The sequence below is a fragment of the Flavobacterium channae genome, from assembly GCF_021172165.1.
Classification (GTDB): domain Bacteria; phylum Bacteroidota; class Bacteroidia; order Flavobacteriales; family Flavobacteriaceae; genus Flavobacterium; species Flavobacterium channae.
The window spans coordinates 1,083,727-1,098,626 of record NZ_CP089096.1; the positions used below are offsets into that span (position 1 = coordinate 1,083,727).

The 14,900-nt window shown below is 30.4% G+C and carries 19 protein-coding genes; 6 read left to right on the forward strand and 13 right to left on the reverse strand.

From position 1 onward, the window contains the following. Window positions 1–33: 33 nt before the first annotated feature. Both LOS89_RS04790 and LOS89_RS04795 read left to right on the forward strand, forming a co-directional pair. Window positions 34–1,617, forward strand: coding sequence for a sensor histidine kinase (locus LOS89_RS04790; protein WP_231836703.1), 1,584 nt, complete (start codon window positions 34–36; stop codon window positions 1,615–1,617). A 20-nt stretch (window positions 1,618–1,637) separates the two neighbouring features. Beyond that, the gene (locus tag LOS89_RS04795; protein WP_231836704.1) at window positions 1,638–2,336 is read left to right on the forward strand and encodes a response regulator transcription factor; all 699 of its coding nucleotides are present in this window, start codon (window positions 1,638–1,640) and stop codon (window positions 2,334–2,336) included. A gap of 30 nt (window positions 2,337–2,366) precedes the next feature. On the opposite strand, the gene LOS89_RS04800 is transcribed toward LOS89_RS04795, so the two are convergent. The 10 genes from LOS89_RS04800 to LOS89_RS04845 form a co-directional block, all read right to left on the reverse strand. Next, the gene (locus tag LOS89_RS04800) at window positions 2,367–3,092 is read right to left on the reverse strand and encodes an acyl-[acyl-carrier-protein] thioesterase (RefSeq protein ID WP_231836705.1); all 726 of its coding nucleotides are present in this window, start codon (window positions 3,090–3,092) and stop codon (window positions 2,367–2,369) included. Between the two features lie 109 nt (window positions 3,093–3,201). After that, on the reverse strand, window positions 3,202–3,762 hold the full coding sequence (locus tag LOS89_RS04805) for a hypothetical protein (RefSeq protein WP_231836706.1): 561 nt from the start codon (window positions 3,760–3,762) through the stop codon (window positions 3,202–3,204). A 44-nt stretch (window positions 3,763–3,806) separates the two neighbouring features. Continuing rightward, window positions 3,807–4,730 carry a tRNA (adenosine(37)-N6)-dimethylallyltransferase MiaA gene (miaA, locus tag LOS89_RS04810; RefSeq protein WP_231836707.1) on the reverse strand — a complete coding sequence of 308 codons (924 nt, stop codon included), beginning with the start codon at window positions 4,728–4,730 and terminating at the stop codon, window positions 3,807–3,809. A 1-nt stretch (window position 4,731) separates the two neighbouring features. Beyond that, window positions 4,732–5,559, reverse strand: a complete 828-nt coding sequence (locus tag LOS89_RS04815) for an ion transporter (protein ID WP_231836708.1) — start codon at window positions 5,557–5,559, stop codon at window positions 4,732–4,734. A gap of 18 nt (window positions 5,560–5,577) precedes the next feature. Then, entirely contained in the window at window positions 5,578–6,939 is a 1,362-nt protein-coding gene (locus tag LOS89_RS04820; RefSeq protein WP_231836709.1) for an exonuclease domain-containing protein, read from the reverse strand. 46 nt (window positions 6,940–6,985) lie between these two features. Next, the gene (locus tag LOS89_RS04825; protein WP_231836710.1) at window positions 6,986–7,651 is read right to left on the reverse strand and encodes a YggS family pyridoxal phosphate-dependent enzyme; all 666 of its coding nucleotides are present in this window, start codon (window positions 7,649–7,651) and stop codon (window positions 6,986–6,988) included. An 89-nt stretch (window positions 7,652–7,740) separates the two neighbouring features. Then, complete coding sequence (locus LOS89_RS04830) at window positions 7,741–8,961, reverse strand: DUF1015 domain-containing protein (protein ID WP_231836711.1); 1,221 nt, start codon at window positions 8,959–8,961, stop codon at window positions 7,741–7,743. Window positions 8,962–9,027: 66 nt separating this feature from the next. Next, entirely contained in the window at window positions 9,028–9,918 is an 891-nt protein-coding gene (locus LOS89_RS04835) for a 3-hydroxyacyl-CoA dehydrogenase family protein (protein WP_231836712.1), read from the reverse strand. Further along, window positions 9,915–10,256, reverse strand: coding sequence for a hypothetical protein (locus LOS89_RS04840; protein WP_231836713.1), 342 nt, complete (start codon window positions 10,254–10,256; stop codon window positions 9,915–9,917). Before LOS89_RS04840 ends, LOS89_RS04835 begins: the two co-directional genes overlap by 4 nt. A gap of 4 nt (window positions 10,257–10,260) precedes the next feature. After that, window positions 10,261–11,226: a Gfo/Idh/MocA family protein gene (locus LOS89_RS04845; protein ID WP_231836714.1), complete on the reverse strand. Its 966-nt coding sequence runs from the start codon at window positions 11,224–11,226 to the stop codon at window positions 10,261–10,263. 156 nt (window positions 11,227–11,382) lie between these two features. Between LOS89_RS04845 and LOS89_RS04850 the strand changes: the two genes are divergently transcribed. Beyond that, window positions 11,383–12,024, forward strand: a complete 642-nt coding sequence (locus LOS89_RS04850; protein ID WP_231836715.1) for a protein-L-isoaspartate(D-aspartate) O-methyltransferase — start codon at window positions 11,383–11,385, stop codon at window positions 12,022–12,024. Here LOS89_RS04850 and LOS89_RS04855 read toward each other — a convergent pair whose 3' ends face one another. Next, a complete protein-coding gene (locus tag LOS89_RS04855) occupies window positions 12,025–12,387 on the reverse strand; it encodes a helix-turn-helix domain-containing protein (protein ID WP_231836716.1) in 363 nt (120 codons plus the stop codon). A gap of 10 nt (window positions 12,388–12,397) precedes the next feature. Then, window positions 12,398–12,850, reverse strand: coding sequence for an SsrA-binding protein SmpB (gene smpB, locus LOS89_RS04860; RefSeq protein WP_231836717.1), 453 nt, complete (start codon window positions 12,848–12,850; stop codon window positions 12,398–12,400). 140 nt (window positions 12,851–12,990) lie between these two features. On the opposite strand from smpB, the gene LOS89_RS04865 reads away from it, so the two are divergent. From LOS89_RS04865 to LOS89_RS04875, 3 genes are all read left to right on the forward strand, one after another. Beyond that, on the forward strand, window positions 12,991–13,665 hold the full coding sequence (locus tag LOS89_RS04865; RefSeq protein ID WP_374107734.1) for an OmpW/AlkL family protein: 675 nt from the start codon (window positions 12,991–12,993) through the stop codon (window positions 13,663–13,665). Between the two features lie 174 nt (window positions 13,666–13,839). Next, on the forward strand, window positions 13,840–14,121 hold the full coding sequence (locus tag LOS89_RS04870; protein ID WP_231836719.1) for a hypothetical protein: 282 nt from the start codon (window positions 13,840–13,842) through the stop codon (window positions 14,119–14,121). Between the two features lie 18 nt (window positions 14,122–14,139). Continuing rightward, window positions 14,140–14,718, forward strand: a complete 579-nt coding sequence (locus LOS89_RS04875) for a hypothetical protein (RefSeq protein ID WP_231836720.1) — start codon at window positions 14,140–14,142, stop codon at window positions 14,716–14,718. Here the strand turns inward: LOS89_RS04875 and LOS89_RS04880 are convergent. Next, window positions 14,715–14,855, reverse strand: a complete 141-nt coding sequence (locus LOS89_RS04880; protein WP_231836721.1) for an SsrA-binding protein — start codon at window positions 14,853–14,855, stop codon at window positions 14,715–14,717. The two genes, LOS89_RS04875 and LOS89_RS04880, sit on opposite strands and share 4 nt — an antisense overlap. Window positions 14,856–14,900: the final 45 nt, after the last annotated feature.

A 14,900-nucleotide genomic window follows, 5' to 3' on the forward strand; every position in this document is an offset into this window, starting at 1 on the left:
AACAATAAATGTTAAAATGTTAAATTTGTTTCGATGAATAAGACAAGGTTTAGATTATTGGTCTTTTTAATGAGTTTATCATTAATTGGAATCATTTTAGTTCAATTGTATTGGATTTCTACTTCTTTAGATAAAAATGAAGAGGAATTCAAATACCACGTTCAACAAGTTTTAGGAAATGTTTCAAATACTATAAAAGAAAAAGAGCTAGTTTCTTTTTACAATTATTACAATAAAATTATTGATAGTACTGGAAAAATCCCTAAAGAAGAAGAGTTAAAAGAGATTTACTTTTATGAGCGTGATAAGAAAACTAATGAAACCATAATTTATACCAATACTTTAGTTGCAGAAAACTACGGTATTAACGGTTCGTTCTTTGATAAAAATGCAAATTCAGTCAATTTTGGAAATTTAGTTTCAAAAAGAAAAACAGAAATTTTTAACGGAAATACGCTAAATGATGGAACTTTAAAAATGCGTTCTTTTCCTGATGTTACCATAAATAAATCAGGAAGTGTTTCAAGTTTGGATAAAGCCAATTTTGAAGTCGCTTTTAAAGATGTTGTTTCGTTAAAACCATTGCAAGAAAGAGTTTCAACAGATCAACTTGGAAAATGTTTAAAAACGGAACTTGAAAAATATGGAGTTAAAACACCATTTGAGTTCGGGATTTACAGTAATGGATTAGCAACTAAAGTTCGTTCAGAGAATTTTAAATACGATATCAATTCAACTTACGGAATTCCAGTTTTTCAAGATAATGAGGGACTATCTAAATATCAATTATTAGTTAGCTTTCCACAAAAGAACAAATTCGTTTTTTCATCTTTAATAGGAATTTCAAGTTTGTCATTACTGTTTACTTTGGTAATTGTGTTAACCTATTCAAGTGCGTTAAATCAGTTAATCAAACAAAAACAAATTTCTGAAATCAAAACCGATTTCATTAATAACATGACACACGAATTTAAAACACCTATCGCTACTATTAATTTAGCTTTAGATGCGATAAAAAATCCGAAGATTATTGAAGATAAAGAAAAAGTACAACGTTATCTTCAAATGATTAAAGAAGAAAATAAGCGTATGCATGCTCAGGTTGAAAACGTATTGCGAATATCTAAGTTGGAGAAAAATGAATTGGATATTTCTAAAGAACCTAGAGATGTTACCGAAATTATTGAAGATGCAATTGAACACGTTAGTTTAATAGTTGAAGATAGAGAAGGAGTTGTTCACCAACATTTTAATGCTCAACGAACAACCATTCTTTTAAATGAAGTTCATTTCACCAATGTTTTGGTTAATGTATTAGACAACGCCATAAAATATTCACCAAATGCACCTGTAATTAATGTTTTTACAGAAAATATTAAAGATTTTATTTTGATAAAAATACAAGATCAAGGTGCCGGAATGTCTAAAGTAGCACAAAAAAGAGTTTTTGAAAAATTCTACCGTGAACATACGGGAGATTTACATAATGTAAAAGGTCATGGGTTAGGATTAGCCTACGTGAAACAAATTGTAGAAGATCATAACGGTCAAATATTTGTTGAGAGTGAAAAAGGTAAAGGAAGTACCTTTATTATTAAAATGCCATTAATAAATTAAAAAATATACATACAATTACTATGGAAGCAAAGAAAATATTATTAGTTGAAGACGATCCAAACTTTGGTGCCGTATTAAAAGATTATTTAATGATAAATGATTTTGATGTTACGTTGGCTAAAAACGGAATGGAAGGATTTGAAAAATTTAAAAAAGATACTTACGATTTGTGCATCTTAGATGTTATGATGCCATATAAAGACGGATATACTTTAGCAAGAGAAATCCGTGAGAAAAATCAAGATGTGCCAATTATCTTTTTAACGGCTAAAACATTAAAAGAAGATGTTTTAAAAGGTTACAAAGTAGGAGCAGATGATTATTTGAATAAGCCTTTTGATTCTGAAGTTTTATTAATGAAGATAAAAGCTATTATTCAAAGAAAAGCATCAGAGGTTAAACCAGATACAACTAAATTTGAATTCGAGATTGGTAAATTCCATTTAAATTCAAAATTACGTTTCTTAACTTATCCAGGTCAAGAACCAATTAAATTATCTCCAAAAGAGTGCGAATTATTAAAAATGTTAGCACTTCACGAAAATGATTTAATGCCAAGAGAATTAGCATTAACAAAAATTTGGAGAGACGACAATTACTTTACATCAAGAAGTATGGACGTTTACATTGCTAAATTGAGAAAATTCTTAAAGCAAGATGAAAACGTAGAAATCTTAAACATTCACGGAGAAGGTTTTAGATTGGTAATCAAAAAATAATAAAAAGTCCTGAAATAATTCAGGACTTTTTTATTCAATAATTTCTAAAGCATAACAAATCTTATCTTCTTTAGAAATAATGTACTTATTTTCATTTTTAGAAATTATTGCTTCATCATTCCAATTCAATTCTTTTAAGAAATTCATTTCAAAACCTTTTATGTGTTGTTTTAAAACGAGTTTTCTATCCATAGTATTCAGACACCATTCCAAGTATTTCACGTTATTAGCATGGTTTACGATATCTAAATCGGATAATTGTACTTTATAATCCCACACTTTCTCAAACGGAACATCTAAATTAATGCGCTGAACCGATTTTTCAGTAGCGCTATGTTCTGGATATTTGATAAAATGTTCGTGAGGCAAAGCCAAATTTTCAGGTCTTCTTATTTGAGTGTTTAAAACGGCCCAATACGTTTCGCAACCAGCTAATTTTTCATCTCCACGATACAATTCTAAGCAACGTGTCGAACGTGAATTTTCTAACGATTTTATCCACGTTTTTACCGTTACTTTTTCTTTCCATTTCGGCAAGTTGATAATTTCCAAACGCATTTTACTCATTACCCATGCTTGATGATGTTCTTGCATATCGCTAAAACTAATTCCGCCTAAATCGGCATGAATTCCGGCTGTGATTTGAAAAATATTACATAACTCATTATATTTCAACAAACCGTTTGGATAACATTGCAGAAAATTGATTTCGTATTCTAGTTCTAAAATGGAAGTAAAGTTGGGAGAGATGGGCATAAAAAGAATTAAGAATTAAGAATTAAGAATTAAGAATTAAGAATTAAGAATTAAGAATTAAGAATTAAGAATTAAGAATTAAGAATTAAGAATTAAGAATTAAACTTTATTATTGAACTGTAAAATTAATTTCTTGTTGATTATTATTGCTAAATGTTGTATTAATATCTAATCCTTTATCTCCACAATTTAAACCAGTTTCTCTAAAAGTAGAAATATTATATATTGATAGTTTATAGTTTCCAGGTTCTAAAAGTTTAACACCAATCCTACATTTTAATTCATTTCCAATTTTTTCATATACAAATAAATTACAACCCAATGTTTGATTTAGACTACCATAGGTTATTTCTGTAGTAGTATTATTTAAGCAAAGAAATATTTCGGGGTTATAAATGGATGATTTATAAAATTGAATGCCAAAACCATAGTCTAGAGGGAAACTGAATAAATCAATAGTCTCAGTCTGGTTTTCAAAATTTTGGATTCTCTCTAAAGTTGAATTAAACCAAATTATATCTCCAACATTATAACTAGTTTGAAGATTTTCAATTGTAATTAAATTTGGTTTTTCTTTTTTTGTAATATCTGCAAAGCATTCGTTTTCAGTCTCACATTGAAAAGCCATAAATAATGGTGATAAAATCAATAGTAAAAGTAACTTTTTCATTATTCAATTTTTAGCTAAGATGAGAAAAATCTTATAAGGTTGCGTTAAGTAGTCGTTATTTTTTCAATAAATCGAATAATCTCTTTTCTATCAGCTTGATAATTAAACCAACTCACATTTTCAGTTCTTTTAAACCAAGTGATTTGTCGTTTAGCAAAACGTCTTGTATTCATTTTGATTTGTTCGATGGCGAAATCTAATGTTGTTTTTCCATCAAAATAATCGAATAATTCTCGGTAACCTACCGTTTGTAATGCATTTAAATCTTTGTTTGGATAAAGTGCTTCAGCTTCAGCCAAAAGTCCTTCATTGATCATAATAGCAACTCGCTGATTGATTCTGTCATACATGACTTCTCTATCTGCTTCTAAACCAATCACTATCGAAGTAAAGTTTCTTTCATTTTTTCGTTTTCCAATGAAACTCGAATAGGGTTTTCCAGTTCCCAGGCAAACTTCTACAAAGCGTTTCATGCGTTGCGGATTTTGTAAAGTCTGCGGGTTTTCGTTTGAAAGTTTGTTAAAATATTCCGAATCTAATTCTTGTAATTGTTCTTGTAAATAGGAAATTCCTAGTTCATCATATTTAGCATTAATTTCTTCTCTAACTGAATCATCAATATCAGGAAAATCATCAAATCCTTTTAAAACGGCATCTACATATAATCCTGATCCACCAACCATAATTTGAACGTTATTTTTCTCAAATAATTCATCCAGTTTGGCTAATGCTTCTTGTTCAAAATCACCAACAGAATACGATTCAAAAATCGATTTATTCTGAATAAAATGATGTGTTGCAGCAGCTAGTTCTTCATCACTTGGAACAGCAGTACCAATTTTCATTTCTTTGAAAAATTGTCGGCTATCACAAGAAATAATATCGCAACCAAAGTGTTTTGCTAAAGCAATACTTAAGGCTGTTTTTCCAATTGCAGTAGGACCTATGATAGTTATTAAGTAATTCATTTTATAATTTGTGTCCACAATCTTGACAAAATTTGGCTTTTGCATAATGTTCGTGACTTCCGCAATTTTGACAAACTTTGGTTTCGCTTTCTTTTATTTGAGGTTTGTTTTTAGCAAATTCTGCAGAAACAATTCCGGTAGGAACAGCAATTATTCCGTAACCCATAATCATTACAAAAGATGCTAAAAATTGACCCAATGGAGTTACAGGAGAAATGTCGCCATAACCAACAGTTGTTAATGTTACAATTGCCCAATAAATTCCAGTTGGAATACTAGTAAAACCGCTTTCTTCGCCTTCAATAACATACATTACAGAACCTATGATAATGGTACTAATAAACATGAAATACATGAATATCAGAATTTTTCCTTTGCTAGCAATTAAAGATTCTTTTAAATGTAATGAATGATGATTGAATTGTGGATGGTTTACTATTTTGAATAATCGCAATAATCGTAATGCTCTAATAACGGCAAACACACTTGTTCCTGATATAAAAAAGGATAAATACATGGGTAAAACAGCAATTAAATCGATAATGCCATAAAAACTCAAAATGTAATTTATTGGTTTTTTTATAGTGATAATTCTTAGAATGTATTCAATTGTAAAACAAATAGTGATAATCCATTCTAAAAGAACCAAATAGGAGTGATATTTTGCGTCAAAACTTTTTACGGTTTCCAACATTACAACAAGAACACTTAAGACAATTAATCCCAATAAAAACAAATCGAAAAGTCGGCCAGCAACCGTATTTGTTCCGTAAATGATTATGTGTGTTTTTTGCTTAAAAACTTCGTATTTCGACTTAATTTCGCTCATAGTAACAAAATTAAGCAATTAAAATTTAATTACTTTGTAAACTTTGTTTTTACGCAAATAGGTTTGAATAATCGTTTTTGTATCACGATTATGTTGCATCGGAATAATGATGTTTTTTAGGATTTCAATATTGTTTACCTGATAGTTTAAATCATAAAAACAGTAGCCTTTATAAATTCCGTTTTCAATTAATATAGCGCTTCTTTCATCAAAGTTTCTACCACGATCGATGATAACCATATTGTTGTTTTCAAACGAATTTTCTTCAAGAAATTCATTGACTCTGTCGTTGTATTCTTCTGGAGATTCTTCGCCAATACAAGCACCGTTGCATTCTTTTATTTTATATTGAAAACAATCGTTGTTGGTGTTGAATAAACCATTTATTTTTTGACACAAATTGTATTTTTCAGTAATCTTAAACAAAGCATTTCTTCCTTCTTGAAGCGTTGTAAATGAAGTAATTTCTTTTTTACGACCATCTGCTTTTTCAACATGTAATGCTAAATAACCATTGGCATCTTTATGCATGTACAAAGCATATTGAAAAATACTTTTTCGTTGCGCTCTATTGTAAATCGGTTTGTTGATTTTGATTTCTTCACTTTCTTTTAAAAGCGCAATCAATTCGCTACCAGTTTCTTCAACCGAAACAGCAAAAACATCTCGCTGTATCTTTTTACTTTTACTCGAAGTTCCAGTAAAATGCTGATTAACACGTTTTTTAATGTTTTTACTTTTTCCGATGTAGATTAAATCACCTTTTTCATTGTGAATATAGTAGATGCCCGTTTTTGAAGGTAAACTTTCTACAATATCCAATAACTTAGGTGAAATTCCTGATTTGATTTCGGTTTTGATAAAGCTTTTTACGATTTCTTTTTCAACGTCTTTAGCCATTAGCATTTTAAACAACTTCACAGTTGCCATAGCATCTCCGCTTGCTCTATGACGATCTGCCATAGGAATTCCTAATGCTCTTACTAATTTTCCTAAACTATACGATTCTTGTTCAGGAATAAGTTTTTTTGCTAATTCAACAGTACAAAGTGTTTGTTTCTTGAAATCGTAACCTAAACGTCGGAATTCGGTTTTTAAAATGCGATAATCAAAAGATGCGTTGTGAGCTACAATAACACAACCTTCCGTAATTTCAATAATTCTTTTGGCAATCTCATAAAACTTTGGAGCACTGCGTAACATGGCATTATTTATACCAGTTAATTTTACAACAAAAGGTTGTATCGGCTTTTCCGGATTGACCAAACTAATGAATTGATCAACTACTTCATGACCATCAAATTTATAAATGGCGATTTCCGTAATTCCTTCTTCGTTGAATTGACCTCCAGTAGTTTCTATGTCGAGTATTGTGTACAAATATGTGATTAGTAATTAGTGAATAGTGATTAGTCTTATTTATATATTATCTTGATCCAAATATACTACTTCCAATTCGAACCATCGTACTTCCACATGAAATTGCTAGTTCATAATCGCCACTCATGCCCATGGAAAGAATTGTTAATGGATGATTAGTAAAAGATGATTGGTTTATCTTATCAAAAATAGCTTTTAAATGTTTAAATTCTTTTTCTATTTGATTTTTATTTTCTGTAAAGGTTGCCATTCCCATTAAACCAACAATTCTGATGTTTTTAAAATTGTCCTTGTCATTCTGAATTAGTTTTAGAATCTCTTCTAATTCTTCTTCATCTAAACCAAATTTACTTTCTTCTTCTGCAATATACACTTGTAGCAAACAATCAATTACACGATAGTTTTTAGCCGCTTGTTTGTTGATTTCCAACAACAACTTCAAACTATCCACACCATGAATCAAACTCACATAAGGCGCCATGTATTTGACTTTATTCGTTTGCACGTGACCAATCATGTGCCATTCAATGTCTTTTGGCATGACTTCCCATTTATCGGTCATTTCTTGGATTTTGTTTTCTCCAAAAATGCGTTGGCCTGCATCATATGCTTCCATTAAATCCGCAACAGGTTTGGTTTTTGAAACCGCTACCAATGTAACGTGATTGGGAAGTTGGGATTTTATGGAATTAAGGTTTTTTGAGATTGACATTTTTTTATTTTTTTGGAACACTGATTTAAGAAATTATTAAAATTTTTAAAATTATTCTAATCTGTGTTTCTTTAATTTATTACTCACAATTACAACTCATACACCAGCAAACCACTTCTAAATTTCGGTTCGATATAAGTAGATTTTGGAGGCATAATTAAATCGTTATCTGCTAATGCTTTTATTTCGTTGATGTCGGAAGGGTAGAGCATAAAACCAACTTCATATTCGCCTTCATCAATTAAATCTTTAATTACAGAAACACTTTGTTTTCCGGGAATATAATCGATGCGTTCGTCGTTTCTTAAATCTTCAATTCCAAGTAATGGCGACAATACTTTATCGTACAAAATTTGAGCATCTAAATTTTCTAAAATAGAAGTTGAAACATGGTTTTCATGTTTGTAAAACAAGGCATAAAAACTTCCATCGAGATACATACCAAACTCAAATTTATTTTGAGGTTTCCACATTTCTTGGTCTTTCGGCTTAATAATGAAATTTTCCGATATTTTTCTGACAAACTCTTCTTTGTTTAAACCATTCAAATCGCGAATCAATCGGTTGAACTCGTATATTTTTACATTACTTTCAGCAATTAAAAAGCTCATAAAATAATGTAGATTGGCGTTTCCTAAATGTTTGTCTTGCTCAAAAAGCAATTCAGCCGAAGCCGAACGATGATGTCCATCGGCAATATAAAGATTAGGAATATTTTCAAAATGTTCTTGTAACCAATCAATTTCACTTTGTGTATCAATTTTCCAAAGTGTGTGTTTTTCCTTGTTTGTTGTAGAATATTCGTAAACGGGTTTGCTCTTTTTTCGTAACGAAATAAAGGTGTTAATTTCGATACTATCAGGATAAGTAATTAAAACCGGTTCGGTATTAAAATTCGTTTGATGTAAATAATCCTTAAACAATTCTACTCGATATTGTAAGGTGTCTTCGTGCTTTTTGATGATATTTTTTTGGTAATCATCTATCGAAGTTCCTGCAATGATTCCAGTAAAAGTATGTCCTTTTGACTGAATTTCGTACAAGTAAAAAACAGGACGTTCTTCTTCAATAAGAATTTGGTCGTGCTTAAAATCTTGGTATTTATTGGCAACAGCTTTAAAACGTTTTTCTAATGAAATTTTTTGCGCATTAGCGTAAGCAGGGTGAATTACATGCAAAAATGAATACGGATTAAAATTTAGCCAAGCAGCAAGCTCAGCCGAACTATAGTCGTCATACGTTCTACAAGTAACTAAGGCAACTTTATCGGCTACCGGTCGTACTGCTTTAAAAGGTTTTATTTTGGCCATTATTTATTTAGTTATCAGTCTCAGTCACAGTAATCAGATTTTGCTGTGACTGAAAACTGTGACTGTTTACTTTAAAAATTGCTTTGCAATTTTTTCTGCTTTTTTACTTTCTGAGTAATCGTAGAAACCTTCTCCTGATTTCACTCCTAATTTTCCAGCCATTACCATGTTTACTAATAACGGACATGGAGCATATTTAGGATTTTTAAATCCGTCGTACATAACGTTTAAGATAGATAAACAAACGTCTAATCCGATGAAATCTGCTAACTGTAATGGTCCCATTGGGTGTGCCATTCCTAATTTCATTACCGTATCGATTTCGTAAACACCACCAACACCGTTGTATAACGTTTCGATAGCTTCGTTAATCATTGGCATTAAAATTCTATTAGCTACGAAACCTGGATAATCGTTAACTTCTGTTGGGGTTTTTCCTAACTTAACAGATAAATCCATTATGATTTTAGTTACTTCATCAGAAGTATTGTAACCACGAATGATTTCAACTAATTTCATAATCGGCACCGGATTCATGAAGTGCATTCCGATTACTCTTTCTGGATGAACAACATTAGCTGCAATTTGAGTGATAGAAATTGAAGAAGTGTTTGTTGCTAAAATTACATTATGATCACAAACTTCACTTAATTGTTTGAAGATATTGAATTTCAATTGTACGTTTTCAGTAGCAGCTTCTACAACTAAATCACATCCTACAACGCCATCTTTAACGTCAGTATAAGTTATGATGTTTCCAATTGTTTTGTGTTTGTCTTCTTCAGAAATGCTTCCTTTAGCTACCATTCGGTCAAGGTTAGCAGCAATAGTTGCCATTCCTTTTTCTAATGATTTTTCTGAAATATCGATTAATTTTACGGTAAATCCGCTTTGAGCAAAAGTATGAGCAATTCCGTTACCCATTGTTCCTGCTCCGATTACTGCGATTGTGTTCATGTTTTTATTTTAGGTTTGTTTTTTAAAAATTTGATTCCAAAAAATAATATAATTATTAGAAAAATAACTAAATGATTAATAAAATTTTCTTTATCATAAGTGTAAGTATCATATAAATAAGTTAATGGAAACATAATCAAATTTATCCAAATGAAATATCTGAACTTTTTTAAATTGATTTTAAATAGACTTAATAATGAACTAAACATAATTGTTGCAAAACCTACAACAAATATTATATCTTTTATATTTTCATTAATTGATAGTAAAGATATGATAATGATATAAATACTTATATTTATTAAAATTGAAATAATATCACTCTTTTCTATTTTCATGGGTTTATTTTTTCATACAATCAATAATATGATAAGCCACACGAAGTGCTTCTGTTCCGTCTTCTAAAGTTACAATTGGCGTTGTATTATTATTGATAGCATCGGCAAATGTTTCTAATTCATCTAAAATTGCATTGTTTGCTTCAACACCAGGATTATCAAAATAGATTTGTTTTTTTACGCCTTCAGCATTTTGTAAAATCATATCAAAATCACCTGGAACTTCGGGTGCGTCTTTCATGCGAACAACTTCACAAACTTTATCCAAATAGTCTACAGAGATGTAAGCATCTTTCTGGAAGAAACGTGATTTTCTCATGTTTTTCATTGAAATACGACTCGATGTAATGTTTGCTACACAACCGTTTTCAAATTCAATACGAGCATTTGAAATATCTGGAGAATCAGAAATTACGGCAACACCACTAGCATTTACCGATTTTACTTTCGATTTTACAACGCTCAAAATGGCATCAATATCGTGAATCATCAAATCCAAAACCACAGGAACATCCGTCCCACGAGGATTGAATTCTGCCAAACGATGCGTTTCAATAAACATAGGATTATTGATTTTATCTTTCACAGCGGTAAACGCCGGATTAAATCTTTCGACATGTCCAACTTGACCTTTTACGTTGTGTTTCTTGGCTAAAGCAATAATTTCTTCTGCTTCTTCAACTGTATTTGAAATTGGTTTTTCGATAAAAATATGTTTACCAGCTTCGATAACTTGTTTTGCACATTCAAAGTGTTGCATGGTTGGCGTTACAATATCTACAACATCAACTGCAGCAATTAGTTCAGCAATAGAGTCAAATTTTTTATATCCAAATTCAGCAGCAACTTTGTTCGCATTTTCATTAAAAGCATCGTAAAAGCCTACTAATTCATATTTTTCTGATTGATTTAATAATCGCAAATGTATTTTTCCAAGGTGACCAGCACCTAAAACTCCAACTTTAAGCATAAAAAAGTATTTTCACAAAAATAGAAATTAATTGATAATTGCTTGGTCTGTTTATAAAATAAATTTTCCTTAAGTCTTAATTGATAATTGCCAATTTGTTTTCTATTTTTACCAAAAATAATATTCGAAATAGATTGTTTCGTTCCTCAGAAAAACATGAAAGATACTAATAAGCATCAAGGACTTAGAAATCAGCTTGTAAAACAGTTAGAAGACAAAGGAATTACCGATAAAAATGTATTGGCAGCCATTAGTAAAATTCCGCGCCATTTGTTTTTAGATTCGAGTTTTGAAGATTTTGCCTATCAAGATAAAGCTTTTCCTATAGAAGCAGGGCAAACTATTTCGCAACCTTATACGGTAGCTTTTCAATCGCAATTGTTAGAAGTTGAAAAAGATCATAAAATTTTAGAAATTGGAACTGGAAGCGGTTACCAAACGGCTGTTTTATGTATGATGGGAGCTAAAGTATATTCTGTAGAAAGACAAAATAAATTGTTTAAAATAACTTCGAATTTATTACCAAAATTAAATATTCGCCCTAAGTATTTGTCTTTTGGAGATGGTTATAAAGGTTTACCAGATTATGCTCCTTTTGATAGTATTATTGTAACTGCGGGTGCTCCGTTTATTCCGCAACCTTTAATGGCACAATTGAAAATAGGAGGTAGACTTGTAATTCCTGTTGGCGAGAAAGAACAAATCATGACGCTTTTAATTCGTAAAAACGAAACGCAATTTGAAAAGCATGAATTTGGTGATTTTCGATTTGTTCCGTTGTTAGAAAACAAAAACTAATTAGCGAAGATTTGTTAATTTTTGTTTCAAAATTTCCAATTCGTCTAATATAGAAGTAATTTCTTTTTCTTTAGAAGAGTTGCCAACTTCGATACCTTTTTCTTGAAGAATTTCAGTGATTGCTTGAATAGCAAAAGGATTTAAATCGAAATTATGATCTAATTTTACTTTGTACCAAGCTACTAATAATGGTTTTAAATCGATTTCAAGTATTTGAGCAAGCGTTTGGACTTGTTTTTTGGTAGGAATACGAAAACCATTTTCAAACTTACTAATTAAGGCTTGATCGGTTTTTGATAGTTCGGCTAACTTTCTGGTTGAAAGACCTTTTTCAATTCGGGCTTGTTTTAAAATTTCTTTCATAGCAGAACGATTAGAAACTTTTTTTGATTCGATCTAAATCGCGTTTTGTATCTTGTTCTTTTAACGATTCGCGTTTATCGTAATTCTTTTTACCACGACATAAAGCAATATCAAGCTTTGCTAATCCTTTTTCATTAGTAAACAAACGAAGCGGAACTATAGTCAATCCTTTGTTATCAGAATCTTTATTTAGTTTTTTTAATTCTCTTTTGTTTAATAACAATTTGCGTTCGCTTTTTGCTTTATGATTGTAATGTGTTCCGTATAAGTATTCTTCAATATGCGAATTGATCACAAATAATTCGCCATCGTGAAACTCGCAAAAACTTTCAGCAATAGAAGCTTTTCCTAAACGAATCGATTTGATTTCAGTTCCGGTTAAAACAATTCCAGCGGTGTATTTGTCTAAAATTTCGTAATCGAATTTAGCTCTTTTATTAAGTATGTTAACTGTCTTTTGCATAAGGACCACAAATGTAAATGAAAATTATAGCATTTTAAAAAGATAATTACAGATTAATAGTTTTTAATCTATGATTTATATCAGTTTTTAGCTCTTTAGTACTAGATATCTTTGGCTTATAATTTTAAACTAAATAAAAAATTAGAAAAATAGTTTATGCTTTTATGGCGATGTCTTTAATGGCAGTAAATTTTGTAAATGCACAAGATAACGGAACAAAAGAAGAATCTAAATCAAATGAATTTAAAAGATGGCAAGTACGTTTGAGAGCTTTAGGAGTTGCTCCAGATCAAAGTGCTACTATTGGAGTTATTGGTGGTGATGTTGCAATTTCAAACACGATTGTTCCTGAATTGGATTTTACTTACTTCTTTACAGAACATTTTGCTGCAGAGTTAATTTTAGGAACTACAAAACATGATGTTAAAGCCATAAATACTGCTGCTGGTGATGTGAATTTAGGAAGTGTTTGGTTATTACCTCCAACATTAACAGCACAATACCATTTTTACACATCTGATAAAAAAGTTTTCAAACCATATATTGGAGCTGGTGTTAACTATACGTTGTTTTACAATGTAAAATCAGGTGATGTTGCTGATGTAAAATATGACAATGCATTAGGATATGCAGCACAATTAGGTTTCGATTTAATGTTAGATGATACCTTTTTTATCAACGTTGATGCAAAACGTTTGTTCTTAAAAACTGATGTAACGGTTGATGCCTCAAATTTAGCACCTGGTTTAAGTATTCCTGCTGAGGTTGACATTAATCCATGGTTGATAGGAATTGGATTCGGAATGAAGTTCTAATGCATTCAATATCAATATAAATATTAAAAAGAGACTTTAGTAATAGCGTCTCTTTTTTTTGCATATGTTTTGTTCAAAAACCAAAAAAAGTAGGTTTTATAAATAAAATATAAAAAAATAATTTTTATTTAGTTTTTTTTATAACTTTATGTTGCTAACCTAACTAATAAAACAATGGATACAACATTTGAATTAATCGAGAAAGAATCGATTACAGCATTAAATTTCCCTAAAGAAGATGTCCTAGAAGAAAAAGAAGATATTTTAGATAGAAAAAATGATTTGGAAAGAGCATTAGCTCTAGGAAATTTAGAACATTTAAAGATTAAAATTTATTTTGAAGATGATTCTTCAAAAAAGTTAGTAGAAACCACTATTTGGGGAGTAACAGATAACCGTGTAATTTTAAAACAAGGAGTTGTTATTCCGGTGAATAGAATTCATAAAATTGTTTAATTTAATTTTAAAACTATAATGAAAAAAGTCGCACTGTTAGGTTTGTCTCTTTTGTTTACACTAGGTGCATTAGCACAAGAAACAAAAACGACTAAAGAAGCTAAGAAAGTAACAACTGAGCAAGCAGAGAAGAACAAAAAAGAATTAGAAAGAAAGAAGGCTGAGCATGAAAAGAAAGTTGCTACTGCAAAAAAAAATCATGCAAAAAAAGTAAATGAAGGAAAAGAAGAAATTGCTAAAGCAAAAAAAGAAACTGATGAAAAGGTTTCTAAAGCTAAAAAAGATGTAAAATCAAATAGTGCTTCTGAAAAAGGTGAAGCTCATTCTGCTGCAGGTAAAGCTAAAGCTGCTGCAAATAAAACTGAAGCTAAAGCTAAAACAGATGCTAAAGCAAAAGCTACTGAAACAAAAGCAAAAGTTAAAAAATCGGCTGCTGAAGAAAAAGAAGAGTTAAAAGAAACTGCTGCTTCCAAAGCTGCAGAAAAAAAGGTAAAGGATAAAGTAACAGGAGAATATAAAGGTAAAAAAGTATTTACTGGACCTAAAGGTGGTAAATATTACATCAATAAAAACGGAAACAAAACGTATATTGACTAATCTAAAGATTTTACCGTTACCCAATAACGATAAGCAATTATAGCTTTTTGCCATTTTTTTGCTTTTATAGGGTCTAGTCCACGTTTAGTAAAACTTGGTAACAACAATTTATTTAACTTGGCTAGTATTTTATACATGGTTTAAATTTTTGGCAAATATATAAAAATTAAAAATCCCGATTC